Annotated in this window: 19 protein-coding genes and 1 pseudogene; 15 read left to right on the top strand and 5 right to left on the bottom strand. The window is 71.4% G+C overall.

The window, feature by feature from the left end:
- Positions 1–30: 30 nt before the first annotated feature.
- The gene (locus BN971_RS05795) at positions 31–738 is read right to left on the bottom strand and encodes an NUDIX hydrolase (RefSeq protein ID WP_085179022.1); all 708 of its coding nucleotides are present in this window, start codon (positions 736–738) and stop codon (positions 31–33) included.
- Positions 739–785: 47 nt separating this feature from the next.
- Here BN971_RS05795 and nadA point away from each other — a divergent pair.
- The 3 genes and pseudogenes from nadA to nadC all read left to right on the top strand — a co-directional run.
- A pseudogene (gene nadA, locus BN971_RS05790) lies at positions 786–1,724 on the top strand (quinolinate synthase NadA); the annotation flags it as partial.
- Positions 1,682–3,226 carry an L-aspartate oxidase gene (locus BN971_RS05785; RefSeq protein WP_090349859.1) on the top strand — a complete coding sequence of 515 codons (1,545 nt, stop codon included), beginning with the start codon at positions 1,682–1,684 and terminating at the stop codon, positions 3,224–3,226. The pseudogene nadA and the gene BN971_RS05785, both read left to right, overlap by 43 nt.
- Before the next feature lie 2 nt (positions 3,227–3,228).
- Entirely contained in the window at positions 3,229–4,083 is an 855-nt protein-coding gene (gene nadC, locus BN971_RS05780) for a carboxylating nicotinate-nucleotide diphosphorylase (protein ID WP_169718533.1), read from the top strand.
- A 103-nt stretch (positions 4,084–4,186) separates the two neighbouring features.
- Here nadC and BN971_RS05775 read toward each other — a convergent pair whose 3' ends face one another.
- Positions 4,187–4,609 (bottom strand): nitroreductase family deazaflavin-dependent oxidoreductase, encoded by a 423-nt coding sequence (locus BN971_RS05775; protein WP_085179005.1) that lies wholly within the window; start codon positions 4,607–4,609, stop codon positions 4,187–4,189.
- 60 nt (positions 4,610–4,669) lie between these two features.
- On the opposite strand from BN971_RS05775, the gene hisD reads away from it, so the two are divergent.
- The 8 genes from hisD to hisI are packed head-to-tail and all read left to right on the top strand — an operon-like array spanning position 4,670 to position 11,043.
- A complete protein-coding gene (gene hisD / locus BN971_RS05770) occupies positions 4,670–6,016 on the top strand; it encodes a histidinol dehydrogenase (protein ID WP_085179004.1) in 1,347 nt (448 codons plus the stop codon).
- A complete protein-coding gene (locus tag BN971_RS05765) occupies positions 6,013–7,137 on the top strand; it encodes a histidinol-phosphate transaminase (protein ID WP_090349858.1) in 1,125 nt (374 codons plus the stop codon). Before hisD ends, BN971_RS05765 begins: the two co-directional genes overlap by 4 nt.
- On the top strand, positions 7,134–7,754 hold the full coding sequence (gene hisB / locus BN971_RS05760) for an imidazoleglycerol-phosphate dehydratase HisB (protein WP_085179002.1): 621 nt from the start codon (positions 7,134–7,136) through the stop codon (positions 7,752–7,754). Before BN971_RS05765 ends, hisB begins: the two co-directional genes overlap by 4 nt.
- Positions 7,751–8,371, top strand: coding sequence for an imidazole glycerol phosphate synthase subunit HisH (gene hisH, locus BN971_RS05755; protein ID WP_085179001.1), 621 nt, complete (start codon positions 7,751–7,753; stop codon positions 8,369–8,371). Before hisB ends, hisH begins: the two co-directional genes overlap by 4 nt.
- 2 nt (positions 8,372–8,373) lie before the next feature.
- Positions 8,374–9,117: a bifunctional 1-(5-phosphoribosyl)-5-((5-phosphoribosylamino)methylideneamino)imidazole-4-carboxamide isomerase/phosphoribosylanthranilate isomerase PriA gene (gene priA, locus BN971_RS05750; RefSeq protein WP_085179000.1), complete on the top strand. Its 744-nt coding sequence runs from the start codon at positions 8,374–8,376 to the stop codon at positions 9,115–9,117.
- Positions 9,118–9,122: 5 nt separating this feature from the next.
- Positions 9,123–9,923 carry an inositol monophosphatase family protein gene (locus tag BN971_RS05745; protein WP_085178999.1) on the top strand — a complete coding sequence of 267 codons (801 nt, stop codon included), beginning with the start codon at positions 9,123–9,125 and terminating at the stop codon, positions 9,921–9,923.
- A 2-nt stretch (positions 9,924–9,925) separates the two neighbouring features.
- On the top strand, positions 9,926–10,699 hold the full coding sequence (hisF, locus tag BN971_RS05740) for an imidazole glycerol phosphate synthase subunit HisF (RefSeq protein WP_085178998.1): 774 nt from the start codon (positions 9,926–9,928) through the stop codon (positions 10,697–10,699).
- Positions 10,696–11,043: a phosphoribosyl-AMP cyclohydrolase gene (hisI, locus tag BN971_RS05735; RefSeq protein ID WP_085178997.1), complete on the top strand. Its 348-nt coding sequence runs from the start codon at positions 10,696–10,698 to the stop codon at positions 11,041–11,043. The genes hisF and hisI overlap by 4 nt, the downstream gene beginning before the upstream one ends.
- 90 nt (positions 11,044–11,133) lie before the next feature.
- Here the strand turns inward: hisI and BN971_RS24945 are convergent, their stop codons facing one another.
- Positions 11,134–11,520 (bottom strand): TPM domain-containing protein, encoded by a 387-nt coding sequence (locus tag BN971_RS24945; RefSeq protein WP_170322111.1) that lies wholly within the window; start codon positions 11,518–11,520, stop codon positions 11,134–11,136.
- Positions 11,517–12,662 (bottom strand): serine/threonine-protein kinase, encoded by a 1,146-nt coding sequence (locus tag BN971_RS05730; RefSeq protein ID WP_170322110.1) that lies wholly within the window; start codon positions 12,660–12,662, stop codon positions 11,517–11,519. The genes BN971_RS24945 and BN971_RS05730 overlap by 4 nt, the downstream gene beginning before the upstream one ends.
- 124 nt (positions 12,663–12,786) lie before the next feature.
- Between BN971_RS05730 and BN971_RS05725 the strand changes: the two genes are divergently transcribed.
- Entirely contained in the window at positions 12,787–13,887 is a 1,101-nt protein-coding gene (locus BN971_RS05725; protein WP_085178995.1) for a calcium:cation antiporter, read from the top strand.
- A 119-nt stretch (positions 13,888–14,006) separates the two neighbouring features.
- Here the strand turns inward: BN971_RS05725 and BN971_RS05720 are convergent, their stop codons facing one another.
- Positions 14,007–14,471 carry a peroxiredoxin gene (locus BN971_RS05720; RefSeq protein WP_085178994.1) on the bottom strand — a complete coding sequence of 155 codons (465 nt, stop codon included), beginning with the start codon at positions 14,469–14,471 and terminating at the stop codon, positions 14,007–14,009.
- Between the two features lie 50 nt (positions 14,472–14,521).
- On the opposite strand from BN971_RS05720, the gene BN971_RS05715 reads away from it, so the two are divergent.
- The 3 genes from BN971_RS05715 (at position 14,522) to trpC (ending at position 17,647) form a co-directional block, all read left to right on the top strand.
- The gene (locus tag BN971_RS05715; protein ID WP_085178993.1) at positions 14,522–16,060 is read left to right on the top strand and encodes an anthranilate synthase component I; all 1,539 of its coding nucleotides are present in this window, start codon (positions 14,522–14,524) and stop codon (positions 16,058–16,060) included.
- Complete coding sequence (locus BN971_RS05710) at positions 16,053–16,727, top strand: TIGR02234 family membrane protein (RefSeq protein WP_085178992.1); 675 nt, start codon at positions 16,053–16,055, stop codon at positions 16,725–16,727. Before BN971_RS05715 ends, BN971_RS05710 begins: the two co-directional genes overlap by 8 nt.
- Positions 16,728–16,828: 101 nt before the next feature.
- Positions 16,829–17,647, top strand: a complete 819-nt coding sequence (gene trpC / locus BN971_RS05705) for an indole-3-glycerol phosphate synthase TrpC (RefSeq protein ID WP_085178991.1) — start codon at positions 16,829–16,831, stop codon at positions 17,645–17,647.
- The last annotated feature ends 29 nt before the right edge of the window (positions 17,648–17,676 follow it).

Here is a 17,676-nt window from a genome sequence, read left to right as displayed (position 1 = left end):
GCGTGGCCTGCGACCGGATTCACAGCGCGGTCAAAGCCCCGGGGGCCGCAGCGCGGCAAACTCGTCGGTGACCCGCAGTTGGGAGTCGGTGAACTCATAAATCGCCGCCGGCCGGCCGCCGCTGCGACCGGACTGGGCGAAGGTCCCGGTGTGCGAGATGACGCCGCGGCGCACCAGCACCCGTTGCAGGTTGGTGGCGTCGACCTGATAGCCCAGGGCGGCTCCGTAGATGTCGCGCAGCGTCGACAACGCGAAATCCCTTGGCGCCAAGGCGAACCCGATGTTGGTGTAGGACAGCTTGGCGACCAGCCGGGCGCGGGCGTGGGTCACCATGGGGGCGTGGTCGAAGGCCATCGGCGGCAGCGCGTTGACCGGATGCCAGCGGGTGTCCGGCGGGAGCTCGGGCGTGGCGGGGGAGGGCACCAGCCCCAGGAAGGTCGAGGCGATCACCCGGCCGCCGGGAACCCGATGGGGCTCGGAGAAGACCGCGAGCTGCTCGAGGTGGGCCAGTTGCTTCAGGTCGACCTTCTCGGCCAGTTGCCGCCGGACGGAGGTGGTCATGTCCTCGTCGTTGCGCAACCGCCCGCCGGGCAGCGACCAGGCGCCCCGCTGCGGATCCTGGGCACGCTGCCATAACAGGACGTTCAGCTGCGGTTTTCCTGCGCGGGGGCCGGCGGTAACGCCGCGAACCTGGAACACGACCGCGAGCACCTCGTGTTCGGTGCTACGATGTGGCATGTTTTCGATCATAAGTCGAAAACCTCCGGGCTGCGAAAGGAGCCGCCATGACGGTCTCGATCCGCATGGACACGCTCTCTGAAGACATGACTGCCCGCATCACCGATTCTGCAACCGGCTACGCCGGTGTGGACGGCGACGCGCAGTGGGCCGCCGAGGTCCGCCGGCTGGCCAGGCTGCGCAACGCCACCGTGCTCGCGCACAACTACCAGCTGCCCGCCATCCAGGACGTCGCCGACCACGTGGGCGACTCGCTGGCCCTGTCCCGGATCGCGGCCGACGCGCCCGAGGACACCATCGTGTTCTGCGGCGTGCACTTCATGGCCGAGACCGCCAAGATCCTCAGCCCGCACAAGACCGTCCTCATCCCGGATCAGCGGGCCGGCTGCTCGCTGGCCGACTCGATCACCGCCGACGAGCTGCGCGCCTGGAAGGACGAACACCCCGACGCCGTGGTCGTCTCCTACGTCAACACCACGGCCGCGGTCAAGGCGCTCACCGACGTCTGCTGCACCTCGTCCAACGCCGTCGACGTGGTCAACTCCATCGACCCCGACCGCGAGGTACTGTTCTGCCCGGACCAGTTCCTGGGCGCCCACGTCCGCCGCGTCACCGGCCGCACCAACATTCACGTGTGGGCGGGAGAATGCCACGTCCACGCCGGCATCAACGGCGACGAGCTCGCCGGCCAGGCCCGCGCCAACCCCGATGCCGAGCTGTACGTTCATCCCGAATGCGGTTGCGCCACTTCGGCTTTGTACCTGGCCGGCGAAGGCGCCTTCCCGGCCGACCGGGTGAAGATCCTGTCCACGGGCGGCATGCTCGAGGCGGCTCACGAAACCCGCGCCCGCAAGGTGCTGGTCGCCACGGAGGTCGGCATGCTCTACCAATTGCGCAGGGCCGCACCGCAAGTGGATTTCCAGGCGGTCAACGACCGCGCGTCGTGCCGGTTCATGAAGATGATCACCCCGGCCGCGCTGCTGCGCTGGCCGCCCACCGCGCCGGGCGCCGCGTGATCGTGCTGTCCAAGGCGGGTAGCCAACGCAAGTCCACCGCCACGCATTACGCGCAGGGCGGCATCGCGGTCGTCCTGCCCGGCAACGACGACTCGGTGGAGGCGCACGTCGCCGACACCCTGGCCGCCGGGGCGGGACTGTGCGACGCGGACGCGGTGTGCTCGATCGTCGCCGACGGCTACCGCGCGGTATCCGAGCTGGTCGGTGACGGAGCGCGTTTCGACGAGTCGCTCCCCGGCCAATGGGCCGTGACGCGCGAGGGCGGTCATTCCCGGCGGCGCATCGTGCACGCCGGCGGAGACGCGACCGGCGCCGAGGTCCAGCGGGCGCTGGACCAGGCCGCGGCCATGCTGGACATCCGCGGCGGCCACGTCGCCCTGCGGGTGCTGCACGACGGCACGGCGGTGACCGGGGTTTCGGTGGGCAACGCCGACGGGTTCGGGATCATCAGCGCGCCCTCGGTGATCCTGGCAAGCGGCGGCCTGGGGCAGCTCTACGGGGCGACCACCAATCCCGAGGGCGCCACCGGTGACGGCATCGCCCTGGCCCTGTGGGCCGGCGTGCCCGTCAGCGACCTCGAATTCATCCAGTTCCATCCGACCATGCTCCACGCCGCCGGCAGCGGCGGCGCCCGACGGCCGCTGGTCACCGAGGCGATCCGCGGCGAGGGGGCGATACTGCTTGACAGCCAAGGGAATTCGGTGACGGCGGGCGTCCACCCGATGGGCGATCTGGCGCCCCGCGACGTGGTCGCCGCGGCCATCGACGAGCGGCTGAGGGCCACCGGCGACCCATGCGTGTTCCTCGACGCGCGCGGCATCGACAACTTCGCCGCCCGGTTCCCGACCGTCACCGCCTCCTGCCGCGCCGCCGGCATCGACCCCGTGCGCCAACCCATCCCGGTGGTTCCCGGCGCGCACTACAGCTGCGGCGGCGTCGTCACCGACGTGTACGGCCAGACCGAGTTGCCGGGCCTGTTCGCCGCCGGTGAGGTGGCCCGCACGGGCATGCACGGGGCCAACCGGCTGGCGTCCAACAGCCTGCTGGAGGGCCTGGTGGTCGGGGGCCGCGCCGGAAAGGCGGCGGCCGCGCACGCCGCGTCGGCCGGGCGCGTCCGCGCGTCGGCGCCCGACCCGATCGTGCACACCGCGCCCGGGCGTCGCGCTCTGCAGAAGGCGATGAGCCGGGACGCGTCGGTGGTGCGCGACGCCGCCGGGCTGAACCGCCTGTCCGAGAAGCTTTCTGGCGCGCGGGAACGGACCATCGCCAGCCGCGGCGATTTCGAGGACATCGCGCTCGCCCTGACGGCCCGCGCGGTGGCGGCGGCCGCCCTCGCGCGCACCGAGAGCCGGGGCTGCCACCACCGGGCGGAGTTCGCCGACGCCGCGCCCGAACAGGCGCGCAGCAGCGTGTTGCGGCTGGCCGAGGATCAGGCCTCGGTGCTGGTGGAGGCGCTGGCGGTGGTTGGCTGACCATGCTCTCGGAGAGCGAACGCGCCGCCGCCGTGGAAACCATTCGCCGCGGCCTGAACGAGGACCTCTGCTACGGCCCCGACGTCACCACGCTGGCGACGGTGCCGGCCGGCGCGCAGGCCACGGCGTCGATGGTCCCGCGCGAGCCCGGGGTGATCGCCGGGGTGGACATCGCCTTGCTGGTGCTCGACGAGGTGCTCGGCGCGGCCGGCTACCAGGTCATCCACCGCGTCGACGACGGCGCCCGCGCGCGGCCCGGCCAGCCGGTGCTGACGCTGCGCGCGCAGACCCGCGGCCTCTTGACCGCCGAGCGGACCATGCTGAACCTGATCTGCCACCTGTCGGGAATCGCCACCGCGACCGCCGCCTGGGTCGAGGCGGTGCAGGGCACCAAGGCCCAGGTCCGCGACACCCGCAAGACGCTGCCCGGCCTGCGCGCGCTGCAGAAGTACGCGGTCCGGGTGGGCGGCGGTGTCAACCACCGGCTCGGGCTGGGCGATGCGGCCCTCATCAAGGACAACCACGTCGCGGCCGCCGGATCGGTGGTGGCGGCCCTGCGCGCGGTGCGCGACGCCGCCCCCGACCTGCCCTGCGAGGTGGAAGTCGATTCGCTCGAGCAACTCGACGAGGTGCTGCCGGAGAAGCCGGAACTGGTCCTGCTGGACAACTTCCCGGTGTGGCAGACCCAGATGGCCGTGCAGCGACGCGACGCCCGGGCCCCGGCGGTGCTGCTGGAATCCTCCGGCGGCCTCAGCCTGGAGAACGCGGCGACCTACGCCGCGACGGGTGTCGACTACCTGGCCGTCGGTGCGCTGACGCACTCGGTGCGGGTACTCGACATCGGCCTGGACGTGTAGCCGCCCGCACGGGCCCCACCGTTTCGCCGCGACACTGACACCACGCACACGACACGCCGACGCGCGCCGCCCTGGCTGCAGTCTCGACGCAACCAGCGCCCCCTCAGGCGACGTCGCCGACGAAAATCCCCACGCGGCGCAGCTGCATGCGCGCCATCCGCGGAAGACTTTCCACGTCGGGACCGTCGTAGCCCGCCGGCAGGATCCGCGTATTGGTCAGGTGCACCACGCGGTCGCGGCCGAACTGCACGTCGGCCTCCCCGGCGGCCAGCACGTTCTTCACCCAGTTCGTCTTGCCGTGGGCCAGCGCGATCGCCAGCGTGTTCCCCTTGCGGTACGGGGTGATGATCGTCTCGTAGGGCGTGCCGGACGTGCGACCGCGGTGCTTGATCGTCGCGGTTCCGGGCATGAACCTCGCGAACGGCTTGATCGCCCGGTTGAGGTATTTGATCTGGAAGCGCTCGAACCACACCGGGAACAGCATGGGGACGCCCGGCGCGTTGTTGGGGTGATCCTTTGCAGACATGACGGCTCCTCCTCATCGGCACTGTACCGGTCGGATAACCAGTTGAGCTGCTCTGGGACAATGGGGACCGTGAGCACCACCCAAACCTCGCCGATGGCCCGCATCGACCTGCGGGGCGCGCAGCTGACGGCCGCGCGACTGCGGGCCGCGCTGCCGCGCGGGGGCGCCGACGTGGAGTCCGTGCTGCCCACGGTGCGTCCGATCGTGGCCGACGTCGCCGAGCGCGGCGCGGAGGCGGCCCTGGAGTACGGGGCGTCCTTCGACGGCGTGCGCCCGGCGGCGGTCCGGGTTCCGGCGGCGGCGGTGGCCGCCGCGCTCGACGGCCTGGACCCTGACGTCCGCGACGCCCTGCGGGTGATGATCGACCGCACCCGCGCGGTGCACGCCGACCAGCGGCGCGCCGACGTCACCACCACGCTGGGCCCCGGCGCAACGGTCACCGAACGGTGGGTTCCGGTCGAGCGGGTGGGCCTGTACGTGCCCGGCGGCAACGCGGTCTACCCGTCGAGCGTGGTGATGAACGTGGTGCCGGCGCAGGCCGCCGGCGTCGGTTCGCTGGTGGTCGCCAGCCCCCCGCAGGCCCGTTTTGACGGGCTGCCGCACCCGACGATCCTCGCCGCCGCCCGGCTGCTCGGCGTCGACGAGGTGTGGGCCGTCGGCGGCGCGCAGGCCGTGGCCCTGCTGGCCTACGGCGGCACCGACAGTGACGGGGCGGAGCTCGCACCCGTCGACATGATCACCGGCCCGGGCAACATCTACGTCACCGCCGCCAAGCGGCTGTGCCGCTCGCAGGTGGGCATCGACGCCGAAGCCGGCCCCACCGAGATCGCCATCCTGGCCGACCACACCGCCGACCCCGCGCACGTCGCCGCCGACCTGATCAGCCAGGCCGAACACGACGAGATGGCGGGCAGCGTGCTGGTCACCCCCAGCGCGGAGCTGGCCGCCGCCACCGACGCGGAGGTGGCCGCCCAGCTGCGGACGACCGTGCACCGCGACCGGGTGACGGCGGCCCTGGGCGGGAGCCAGTCGGCGATCATCCTGGTCGACGACCTCGCCGCCGGCATCACGGTGGTCAACGCCTACGCCGCCGAGCACCTGGAGATCCAGACCGTCGACGCTGCGCAGGTGGCCGCCCAAATCCGTTCGGCGGGAGCTATTTTCGTCGGCCCGTACGCCCCGGTGAGCCTCGGCGACTATTGCGCGGGATCCAACCACGTGTTGCCGACCGGCGGCAGCGCGCGCCACTCCAGCGGCCTGTCGGTGCAGACGTTCCTGCGGGGCATCCACGTGGTCGACTACACCGAGGCGGCCCTCAAGGACGTCTCCGGGCACGTCGTCACGCTCGCCAAGGCCGAAGACCTGCCGTCGCACGGCGAGGCCATCCGGCGGAGGTTCGAGCGATGACGCGGCAGCCACCCACCCTCGACGACCTGCCGCTGCGCGACGATCTGCGCGGTAAAACCCCCTACGGCGCACCGCAACTGGCGGTTCCGGTGCGGCTGAACACCAACGAGACCCCGCACCCGCCGAGCGGGGCGCTGGTCGATGACGTCGTGCGGTCGGTGGGCGAGGCCGCCGTCGACCTGCACCGCTACCCCGACCGCGACGCGGTGGACCTGCGCCGCGACCTGGCCGCGTACCTGACCGGGCAGACCGGCACGCCGCTGGGCGTCGAGAACCTCTGGGCCGCCAACGGTTCCAACGAGATCCTGCAGCAGTTGCTGCAGGCGTTCGGCGGGCCGGGGCGCAGCGCCCTCGGTTTCGTCCCGTCCTACTCCATGCACCCGCTGATCTGCGACGCCACCCGCACCGAATGGCTGCACGCCCCGCGCGCCGACGACTTCAGCCTGGACGTCGCGGTGGCCGTCGCCGCGATCACCGACCGCAAGCCCGACGTGGTGTTCCTGGCCAGCCCCAACAACCCGTCGGGGCAAAGCGTTTCGCTGCCGGACCTGCGGCGGCTGCTCGACGCGGCTCCCGGGATCGTGATCGTCGACGAGGCGTACGGCGAGTTCTCTTCGCAGCCCAGCGCGGTGGGCCTGGTCGAGCAGTATCCGACCAAGCTGATCGTCACCCGCACCATGAGCAAGGCCTTCGCGTTCGCCGGCGGCCGGCTCGGCTACCTCATCGCCACGCCGGCGGTGATCGACGCGATGCTGCTGGTGCGGCTGCCCTATCACCTGTCGTCGGTCACCCAGGCCGCGGCCCGGGCGGCGCTGCGGCACGCCGACGACACCCTGGGCAGCGTCGCGGCGCTGATCGCCGAGCGCGAGCGTGTCACAAAGGCATTGAGCGGCATGGGTTTTCGGGTCATCCCGAGTGACGCCAACTTCGTGCTGTTCGGGGAGTTCGCCGACGCGCCCGCCACCTGGCAGCGCTACCTGGACGCCGGGGTGTTGATCCGCGACGTCGGCATCCCCGGCTACCTGCGCGCCACGACGGGACTGGCCGAGGAGAACGACGCGTTCCTGCGGGCCAGCGCGCAGATCGCCGCCACCGAACTGACCCCGGTAGGAGCACCGTGACAGCCACAGCGACCCGCCGCGCGCGCATCGAGCGCCGCACCAAGGAATCCGACATCGTCGTCGACCTCGACCTCGACGGCACCGGCCGGGTCGACGTCGACACCGGGGTGCCGTTCTACGACCACATGCTCACGGCGCTGGGCAGCCACGCCAGCTTCGACCTCACCGTGCGCACGAAGGGCGACGTGGACATCGAGGCCCACCACACCATCGAGGACACCGCGATCGCGCTCGGCCAGGCCCTCGGCCAGGCCCTCGGCGACAAGAAGGGCATCCGCCGGTTCGGCGACGCGTTCATCCCGATGGACGAGGCGCTGGCCCACGCCGCCGTCGACGTGTCCGGCCGCGCCTATTGCGTGCACACCGGCGAGCCGGACCACCTGCAGCACACCACCATCTCGGGCAGCTCGGTGCCGTATCACACGGTGGTCAACCGGCACGTGTTCGAGACGCTGGCCGCCAACGCGCGCATCGCGCTGCACGTTCGCGTGCTGTACGGGCGCGACCCGCACCACATCACCGAGGCGGAATACAAGGCCGTGGCCCGCGCGTTGCGTCAGGCCGTCGAGCCCGACCCGCGGGTCTCCGGGGTGCCGTCCACCAAAGGTGTTCTGTGACAAAACGATCGGTTGTGGTCCTGGACTACGGCTCGGGCAATCTGCGGTCGGCCCAGCGCGCCCTGCAACGCGTGGGCGCCGCGGTCGAGGTGACCGCCGACGCCGAGGCCGCCGCAAACGCCGACGGGTTGGTAGTGCCCGGCGTCGGCGCGTTCGAGGCCTGCATGACCGGGCTGCGCAAGATCTCCGGGGAGAAGATCATCGCCGAACGGGTCGCCGCCGGGCGCCCGGTGCTCGGGGTGTGCGTCGGCATGCAGATCCTGTTCGCCCGCGGTGTCGAGTTCGGGGTGGAGACGACGGGCTGCGGGCAGTGGCCGGGAGCGGTCACGCGCCTGGACGCCCCGGTGATCCCGCACATGGGTTGGAACGTGGTCGAGGCCGGCCCCGGCAGCGCCCTGTTCGACGGGCTCGACGCGGACACCCGGTTCTATTTCGTGCATTCCTATGCCGCGCAGCGCTGGGAGGGCTCCCCGCAGGCGGTGCTCACCTGGGCCACCCACCACGCGCGTTTTCTGGCCGCGGTCGAGGACGGTCCGCTCTCGGCCACCCAGTTCCACCCGGAGAAGAGCGGGGATGCCGGTGCTTCCGTGCTGAGCAATTGGGTTGGGGGACTGTGACGATGCGGTTGATTCTGCTGCCCGCGGTCGACGTGGTCGAGGGCCGCGCCGTGCGCCTGGTGCAGGGCAGGGCCGGCAGTGAGACCGAGTACGGGTCGGCGCTGGACGCCGCCCTGGGCTGGCAGCGCGACGGGGCCGAATGGATCCATCTGGTCGACCTGGACGCCGCGTTCGGTCGCGGCTCCAACCGGGAACTGCTCGCCGAGGTGGTCGGCAAGCTCGACGTGCAGGTGGAACTCTCCGGCGGGATCCGCGACGACGACTCGCTGGCGGCGGCGCTCGCCACCGGCTGCGCCCGCGTCAACCTCGGGACGGCGGCCCTGGAGAACCCGCAGTGGTGCGCGCGCGCCATCGCCGAGCACGGCGACAAGGTCGCCGTCGGGTTGGACGTGCAGATCTCACAGGGCGAGCACCGGTTGCGCGGCCGCGGCTGGGAAACCGACGGCGGCGATCTGTGGGAGGTGCTGGAACGCCTTGACGGCGAAGGCTGTTCGCGCTTCGTAGTCACCGACGTCACCAAGGACGGCACGCTGGGCGGCCCCAACCTGGACCTGCTGGCCGCCGTCGCCGACCGCACCGAGGCTCCGGTGATCGCCTCCGGCGGGGTGTCCAGCCTGGACGACCTGCGCGCCCTAGCGACGCTGACCGGGCGCGGCGTCGAGGGCGCTATCGTCGGCAAGGCCCTCTACGCCGGCCGGTTCACCCTGCCGCAGGCCCTGGCCGCTGTCCGTGAAGTCCAGGAGTAGCGGCCTTGGACATCGAAGCGTTGGTCGGCACGGCGTCGACGATCCTGGACGACGCAGCCGACCCGTTCCTCGCCGGCCACCGCGCGGGCTCGGCGGTGCAGAAGAAGGGCAACGACTTCGCCACCGAAGTCGACCTCGCGATCGAGCGCCAGGTCGTCGCCGCGCTGACCGAGGCCACCGGAATCGGGGTGCACGGCGAGGAATACGGCGGTGAGGACGTCGACGCGGAGTGGGTGTGGGTGCTCGACCCCGTCGACGGCACGTTCAACTATGCGGCCGGATCGCCGATGGCCGGGATCCTGCTCGGGCTGCTGCACCGCGGTGACCCGGTGGCCGGCCTGACGTGGCTGCCGTTCACCGGCGAGCGCTACACCGCCGTCGCCGGGGGGCCGCTGATCAAAAACGGTGAGCCTCAGCCGCCGCTGGGTCCCGTCGACCTCGCCGACGCCCTGATCGGAGCCGGGTCCTTCAGCGCGGACGCGCGGGGCCGCTATCCCGGGCGTTATCGGGTGGCGCTGCTGGAAAACCTCAGCCGGGTGTCGTCGCGGCTGAGGATGCACGGTTCCACCGGCATCGACCTCGCCTACGTCGCCGACGGAATCCTCGCCGCCTCAATAAGTTTCGGTGGCCACGTGTGGGACCACGCCGCCGGCGTGGCGTTGGTGCGCGCGGCGGGGGGCGTCGTCACCAACCTGGCGGGTGAACCCTGGACCGCCGATTCCGAATCCGCGCTCGCCGCGGCGCCCGGCGCGCACGAGGAGATCCTGGAGATCCTGCGCAGCACCGGCAGCCCGGAGGACTACTGAGCATGGCGCTGGCGGTGCGGGTGATCCCCTGCCTGGACGTCGACGCCGGCCGGGTCGTCAAGGGCGTCAACTTCGAAAACCTCAGGGACGCGGGCGACCCGGTGGAACTTGCCGCGGCCTACGACGCCGAGGGCGCCGACGAGCTCACCTTCCTGGATGTGACGGCCTCGTCGTCCGGACGCGCCACCATGCTGGACGTGGTGCGCCGCACGGCCGAGCAGGTCTTCATTCCGCTGACCGTGGGCGGCGGCGTGCGCACGGTGTCCGACGTCGACGTCCTGCTACGCGCGGGCGCCGACAAGGTGTCGGTCAACACCGCGGCGATCGCGCGGCCCGACCTGCTGGCCGAGATGGCCCGGCAGTTCGGTTCGCAGTGCATCGTGTTGTCCGTGGACGCCCGCACGGTGCCAACCGGCTCGGCGCCGACGCCGTCGGGCTGGGAGGTCACGACACACGGCGGTCGTCGCGGCACCGGGATCGACGCGGTCGAGTGGGCGGCCCGAGGCGCCGAACTGGGGGTGGGGGAGATCCTGCTGAACTCGATGGACGCCGATGGCACCAAGGCCGGGTTCGACCTGGCGATGCTGCGGGCGGTGCGCGCCGCGGTCACCGTGCCCGTGATCGCCAGCGGGGGCGCCGGGGCGGCCGGACACTTCGCGCCCGCCGTGGACGCCGGCGCCGATGCGGTGCTGGCGGCCAGCGTGTTTCACTTCCGCGAGCTGACGATCGGGCAGGTGAAGGCGGCCATGGCCGCGGCGGGGATCACGGTGCGATGACGCTCGACCCGAAGATCGCCGCGCGGCTCAAGCGCAACGCGGACGGCTTGTTCGCCGCCGTCGTGCAGGAGCGCGGCACCGGCGACGTGCTGATGGTCGCCTGGATGGACGACGAGGCGTTGGCCCGCACGCTGGAAACCCGTGAGGCGACGTATTTTTCGCGATCGCGCGGCCGGCAATGGATCAAGGGAGCGACGTCCGGGCACACCCAGCACGTGCACTCGGTGCGGCTGGACTGCGACGGCGACACGGTGCTGCTGACGGTCGACCAGGTCGGCGCCGCTTGCCACACCGGCGACCACAGCTGCTTCGATGCCGACGTGCTGCTGGCGCCGGAAGGCTAGCCTACTGCCTTGGCCCGCCCCGACCGCGAGTGATAGCGGCAACCCCGAAAATCCCTGCATAACAACCATGCTCGGGCCGGTGCAGGCGGATCAGCCGGGCGCGACGTCCAATCCCTGCGCGGCGGCGATCGCCGCGCGGGCCCACTCGTGACGGGACACGGCCGGCGAGATGCGGTCGCGGCGAATCATCTCCAGGTCGATGGCTTTTCCTGTCAGCACCGCGTTGGGCACCCGGAACGAGTAGGACGGCCCGTCGGTCGCGACGGCCAGGATCGCGTCGCTGTCGGTGAAATTGTTGGCGACCATCGTGTCCTGGGCCCACCGGAACGGCTTCACGCCGCCGAAGCTGTTGACGTACACCACCCACAGCCGGGTGCCCCGCAGGTTGTAGAGATTGGTGAGCGCCCGGTTCACCGCGCCGTATTCGAGCGGGCCGAGCACCCCCGCCTTGTCGGTGATCTGGCCGGACAGCTTCAAACCCGACGTCGACGGCGGCGCCGCCGCGGGGCTCGGCGGCGGCGAGGCAACCGACTGGGACGACCCGGCGCCGGCCTTCTGGTGGCGAGCGTGACCGCCCAGCGCGCGGACCCCGAAGTGCGAAGCACCGCGACTGCGACCAGCGCCGCGATCGCCAGCGCGGGCCCCCGTGAACCCGTGCGCGCCGCGGGCGCGCTCGGCGACCCGGACGGTGGCTTCGCGATGACCTCCGTCGGGGCCGGGATCACCTGGGTGGGGCCGGCCGGCACCTCGGAGGCCACGGTGGCGAGCTGGCTGCCCAACGCGGCCGCGAAATCGGTGCAGGTCGGGTAGCGGTCGTCGGGCTTCTTGGCCATGGCCTTGGCGATGGGGCCGTCCAGCTCGGCCAGCTCGGGCCGGCGCTCGCTGATGCGCGGCGGCGGCGCGGACAAGTGCTGGGTGATCACCACCGCGGGGTTGGAATTGCGAAACGGCGCGGAGGCGGCCAGCAGGTCGAAAGCGGTGCAACCCAACGCGTATTGGTCTGCCCGCCCGTCCAGATCCAGCCCCTGGAGCTGTTCGGGCGCGCAGTAGGCGGTGGTGCCCACCAGCATGTTGGTGGCGGTCAGCCCGCTGATGTCGCCCAGCTCGCGGGCAATGCCGAAGTCGGCCAACAGAATCCGTCGTCGGGGGCTGGGGTCGGTCACCAGGATGTTGGCCGGCTTGACGTCGCGGTGCAGCAGCCCGCGCGCGTGCGCGTAGTCCAGGGCGTCGGCGACGGCCGAAACGATCTCGACCACCTCCGCTTTCGGCATCCCGGACGGGTATTTGGTGCGCAGCAATTTCGCGGCGTCGGTGCCCTCCACGTAATCCATCGAGATCCACAGCTGCCCGTCGAACTCGCCGCGATCGTGGATGCCGACGATGTGCTCGTTGTACAGGCTCGCGGCCAGGTCGGCCTCGCGGTTGAAGCGTTGGCGGAACTCGTCGTCGGCGGTGAGATGCCGGGGCAGGATCTTCAGGGCGTCGCGGCGGGGCAGCCGCGGGTGCTGCGCCAGATATACCTCGCCCATCCCGCCGGCGCCCAGCCGCCGGATGATGGTGTATCCGGCGAACACCTGTCCCTCCGCCAGGCCTTCGCCGCGGCCACCGCTTTCTGGCATGTCAGCATGCTACTGACGCCGATGGCCTCCCCACGTCAATCTCGACGGATCGAGGACTCCCCGCGGCGGTGAGGCGGTCGGTTCGTCGCGCGCCGCCCCCCTTCTTCGATCACAATGGCGGGCGATGGTGAAACGACCGCCCTGGATCTCCTGGACGACTGTCGTGCCGGTGATCGCCGTGCTCGTGCTCGCGGCCACCTGGAACCAACACCCCGGGCCCGCGCTGGTCGTCCTGCAGGCCGCGTTGTTGATCGGCGCCGTGCTGGCCGCGGTGCACCACGCGGAGGTGGTCGCGGCCCGCGTCGGCGAGCCGTTCGGGTCCCTGGTGCTCGCGGCCGCGGTGACGGTCATCGAGGTGGCCCTCATCGTCGAGCTGATGGCGTCCGGAGGCAACGAGACCGCCACGCTGGCCCGCGACACCGCGTTCGCCGCCGTCATCATCACCACCAACGGCATCGCCGGGTTGTCGCTGCTGCTGGGCTCGCGACGCTACGGCGTGACGTTGTTCAACGCCGAGGGCAGCGGAGCCGCGCTGGCCACGCTGACCACGCTGGCGACGCTCAGCCTGGTGCTGCCCGCGTTCACCACCAGCCACATCGGCCGGGAGTTCTCCCCGGGCCAGCTGGCGTTCGCCGCGGTCGCCTCGCTGGGGCTGTACCTGCTCTTCGTGTTCACCCAGACCATCCGGCATCGCGACTTTTTCCTGCCCGTCGCGCAGCGCGGCCAGAAGCGGCTCTTCGAGGACGAGAGCCACGCCGAACCGCCGAGCACCCGCGCGGCGCTGATCAGCGTCGCCCTGCTGCTCGTCGCGCTGCTCGCGGTCGTCGGCCTGGCCGAACAGGAGTCCCCGGCCGTCGAGCACCTGGTCACCGCGGCCGGATTCCCCCAGACGTTCGTCGGGGTGGTCATCGCGACGCTGGTGTTGCTCCCCGAGACGCTCGCGGCGGTGCGCGCCGCGCGGCGCGGCCGGATCCAGACCAGCCTGAACCTGGCCTACGGCTCGGCGCTGGCCAGCATCGGGCTCACCATTCCGGCCATCGCGCTGGCCAGCATCTGGCTCAAGGGGCCGCTGGTGCTGGGCCTGGGCCCCCTGCAGCTGGTCCTGCTCGCGCTGACCGTCGTGATCAGCATGCTGACCGTGGTCCCCGGGCGCGCGACGCGGTTGCAGGGCGAGCTGCACCTGGTGCTGCTGGCCGCCTACGTGTTCCTGGCGATCAACCCCTGACGGGCGAGCAGGGGGCACCTCCCACCGCGAGCAGACGCAGAATCGCGTCCCTTGTCGGCGTGTAGGGCGATTCTGCGTCTGCTCGCCAGGGAGGTGCCCCCAGCCCCCGAAGGCCGCGGCTACGCCGACGACCGCGCGCGCAGCGTCGCCAGCGCCTTGTCGGCGTGGGTGTCCATGCTGAATTCGCTGGCGATGACGTCGAGCACCGTACGGTCGGTGTCGATGACGAAGGTGGTGCGCTTGACCGGCATCACCTTGCCCAGCAACCCCCGCTTGACGCCGAACTGCGCGGCCACGGCGCCGTCGGCGTCCGAGAGCAGCGGGTAGTCGAACTTGTGCATGTCGACGAACTTGGCCTGCTTGCCCACCGGGTCGGTGCTGATGCCGACCCGGCTGGCGCCGACCGCGGCGAACTCGGCGGCCAGGTCGCGGAAGTGACACGCCTCCTTCGTGCAGCCCGGCGTCATCGCGGCCGGGTAGAAGAACAGGACCACGGGCCCGTCGGACAACAGCGCGCTGAGCTTGCGCGGCGTTCCCGTCTGATCGGGCAATTCGAAGTCCGCGACGGTGTCACCAGGTTTCATGGCCGTCACGCTACGCCCGGTGCCGGCGGCGGATCTGCGAGGATGGTTCGGTGCACGACCACCTCGCCGCCACCACCTCCCGGGAGGCCTTTCGCCAGCTTGCGGCCGAGCATCGCGTGGTTCCGGTGACCCGCAAGGTGCTGGCCGACAGCGAGACCCCGCTATCGGCATACCGCAAACTCGCCGCCGATCGCCCGGGCACGTTCTTGCTGGAATCGGCCGAGAACGGCCGGTCCTGGTCGCGGTGGTCCTTCATCGGCGCGGGCGCGCCGTCGGCGCTGACGGTGCGTGACGGCCACGCGGTGTGGCTAGGCGCCGTGCCGCAGGACGCGCCCACCGGGGGGGACCCGCTGCACGCGCTGCGCGCGACGCTGGAGTTGCTGGCCACCGCGGCCCTGCCCGGCCTTCCGCCGCTCTCGGGCGGCATGGTGGGTTTCTTCGCCTACGACCTGGTTCGGCGCCTCGAGCGCCTGCCGGAGATGGCCGTCGACGACCTCCACCTGCCCGACATGCTGCTGCTGCTGGCCACCGATCTGGCCGCCGTGGACCACCACGAGGGCACCATCACCCTGATCGCCAACGCCGTGAACTGGAACGGCACCGACGAGCGGGTCGACGAAGCGTACGACGACGCCGTCGCCCGGCTCGACGTGATGACCGCGGCCCTGGGCCAGCCGCTGCCGTCGACGGTCGCCACCTTCAGCCGCCCGCAGCCGCGGCAGCGGGCGCAGCGCACGGTCGAGGAGTACACGAAGATCGTCGACTACCTCGTCGAGCAGATCGCGGCCGGCGAGGCCTTCCAGGTGGTGCCCTCCCAACGCTTCGAGATGGACACCGACGTCAACCCCATCGACGTCTACCGGATGCTGCGGGTGACGAACCCGAGCCCCTACATGTATCTGCTGCATGTGCCCAACGGCCAAGGGGGAACGGACTTTTCGATCGTCGGATCCAGCCCGGAGGCGCTGGTCACCGTCGCCGAGGGGTGGGCCACGACGCACCCGATCGCCGGGACCCGGTGGCGCGGGCACACCGAGGAAGAGGATCAGCAGCTGGAGAAGGACCTGCTGGCGGACGAGAAGGAACGCGCCGAGCACCTGATGCTGGTGGACCTCGGCCGCAACGACCTGGGCCGGGTCTGCACGCCGGGCACCGTGCGGGTCGAGGACTACAGCCACATCGAACGCTACAGCCACGTGATGCACCTGGTGTCGACGGTGACCGGGATGCTCGGCGAGGGACGCTCCGCGCTGGACGCGGTGACGGCCTGCTTCCCCGCGGGCACGTTGTCGGGTGCGCCCAAGGTGCGCGCGATGGAGCTGATCGAAGAGGTGGAGAAGACGCGCCGCGGCCTGTACGGCGGCGTGGTCGGCTACCTGGACTTCGCCGGCAACGCCGATTTCGCCATCGCGATCCGCACTGCGTTGATGCGGGGCGGCACGGCCTACGTCCAGGCCGGCGGTGGGGTGGTGGCCGACTCCAACGGCCCCTACGAATACACCGAGGCGACGAACAAGGCTCGCGCGGTGCTGAGCGCGATCGCGGCGGCCGAGACGCTGACCGCGCCGGGCTCGGGCCGAAATGGCTGATCGCCGGGCAGAGCGCAGCGGCCGGTGGCCGATCGTGGCGGCCCAGCTGCTGCTGGTCGCCGCCGCCGCGACGCTGTGGGGGGCGTCGCGGCTGCCGTGGGTGGCGATCCGGTCGTTCGACGGCCTGGGGCCACCCAAGGACGTGACCCTGTCCGGCGCGTCCTGGTCGACGGCGCTGTTGCCCCTGGCCGTGCTCCTGCTGGCGGCGGCCGTCGCCGCGCTGGCGGTGCGGGGCTGGCCGTTGCGGCTGCTCGCGGTGCTGGTGGCGGTCGCCGGCCTGGCGGCCGGCTACCTGGGCGTCAGCCTGTGGATGGTGCCCGACGTCGCGGTGCGGGCGGCCGATCTGGTACACATCCCGCTGATGACGCTGGTAGGCAGCGAGCGGCGGCACTGGGGGGCCGGGCTCGCCGTGGCCGCGGCGGTGGTCACGGTGGTCGCCGCGGTGTTGTTGATGCGCTCGTCCTTCATCGCGGGATCCGACCGGCCCGCCGCGAAATACGCGGCCCCGGCAACGCGCCGGTCGATTTCGCGACGCGAGGGCGCCACCGGAGCGATGCTGGAGGGGTCGGACAAGCCGAGTATGTCGGAGCGGATGATCTGGGATGCACTTGACGAGGGCCGCGACCCGACCGATCGGCCCGGTCAGTCGGACACCGAGGGTCGGTGACGGGGTGTCCGCCGACGGCCGCTACCCTTCATTCACGTCGTCGGGAACGTCTGGGTGATCTGGGTGACGATGGATGACCGAGCGAAAGGGATACGACAGGCATGAGTCCGGCATCCGTGCTTGACTCCATCCTTGAAGGAGTCCGTGCCGACGTCGCCGCGCGCGAATCCCTCATCGGCCTGTCCGAAATCAAGGCGATGGCCGCGGCCGCGCCTCCGCCGCTCGACGTGATGGCCGCCCTGCGCCAGCCCGGGATCGGCGTGATCGCCGAAGTAAAGCGGGCCAGCCCGTCGGCCGGCTCCCTGGCGAAGATTTCCGACCCGGCGAAGCTGGCCCGTGCCTACGAAGACGGCGGCGCGCGGATCATCAGCGTGCTGACCGAGGAGCGCCGCTTCTGCGGCTCGCTCGACGACCTCGACGCCGTGCGGGCGGCCGTCTCAATTCCCGTGCTGCGCAAGGACTTTGTGGTGCGGCCCTACCAGATTCACGAGGCACGGGCGCACGGCGCGGACATGTTGCTGCTGATCGTCGCCGCGCTGGACCAGTCCGCGCTGGTGTCGATGCTGGACCGCACCGAATCGCTGGGCATGACGGCCCTGGTGGAAGTGCACACCGAAGAAGAGGCCGACCGCGCGCTCAAGGCCGGGGCCAACGTCATCGGCGTCAACGCCCGCGACCTCACGACGCTGGCGGTGGACCGGGATTGCTTCGCGCGCATCGCGCCCGGGCTGCCCAGCAACGTCATCCGGATCGCCGAGTCAGGTGTGCGCGGCACCGCGGACCTGTTGGCCTACGCCGGTGCCGGCGCGGACGCCGTGCTCGTCGGTGAGGGCCTGGTGAAAAGCGGTGACCCCCGGGCCGCGGTTGCCGACCTGGTCACCGCCGGCACCCATCCGTCCTGTCCGAAACCGGCTCGCTAGCCGACGAGCGGTGCACTGAAGCGTTGAAC

The organism is Mycobacterium bohemicum DSM 44277 (assembly GCF_001053185.1).
GTDB classification, from domain to species: domain Bacteria; phylum Actinomycetota; class Actinomycetes; order Mycobacteriales; family Mycobacteriaceae; genus Mycobacterium; species Mycobacterium bohemicum.
Note: the sequence above shows the minus strand (reverse complement) of the source record. Positions and strands in the feature narration are given on the sequence as shown.

Coding starts and splice junctions, on each gene's coding strand:
- BN971_RS05795 (WP_085179022.1), bottom strand. CDS start 738: ATGCCACATCGTAGCACCGAACACGAGGTGCTCGCGGTCGTGTTCCAG.
- nadC (WP_169718533.1), top strand. CDS start 3,229: ATGCTCTCGGAGAGCGAACGCGCCGCCGCCGTGGAAACCATTCGCCGC.
- BN971_RS05775 (WP_085179005.1), bottom strand. CDS start 4,609: ATGTCTGCAAAGGATCACCCCAACAACGCGCCGGGCGTCCCCATGCTG.
- hisD (WP_085179004.1), top strand. CDS start 4,670: ATGGGGACCGTGAGCACCACCCAAACCTCGCCGATGGCCCGCATCGAC.
- BN971_RS05765 (WP_090349858.1), top strand. CDS start 6,013: ATGACGCGGCAGCCACCCACCCTCGACGACCTGCCGCTGCGCGACGAT.
- priA (WP_085179000.1), top strand. CDS start 8,374: ATGCGGTTGATTCTGCTGCCCGCGGTCGACGTGGTCGAGGGCCGCGCC.
- hisF (WP_085178998.1), top strand. CDS start 9,926: ATGGCGCTGGCGGTGCGGGTGATCCCCTGCCTGGACGTCGACGCCGGC.
- hisI (WP_085178997.1), top strand. CDS start 10,696: ATGACGCTCGACCCGAAGATCGCCGCGCGGCTCAAGCGCAACGCGGAC.
- BN971_RS05730 (WP_170322110.1), bottom strand. CDS start 12,662: ATGCCAGAAAGCGGTGGCCGCGGCGAAGGCCTGGCGGAGGGACAGGTG.
- BN971_RS05725 (WP_085178995.1), top strand. CDS start 12,787: ATGGTGAAACGACCGCCCTGGATCTCCTGGACGACTGTCGTGCCGGTG.
- BN971_RS05720 (WP_085178994.1), bottom strand. CDS start 14,471: ATGAAACCTGGTGACACCGTCGCGGACTTCGAATTGCCCGATCAGACG.
- BN971_RS05710 (WP_085178992.1), top strand. CDS start 16,053: ATGGCTGATCGCCGGGCAGAGCGCAGCGGCCGGTGGCCGATCGTGGCG.
- trpC (WP_085178991.1), top strand. CDS start 16,829: ATGAGTCCGGCATCCGTGCTTGACTCCATCCTTGAAGGAGTCCGTGCC.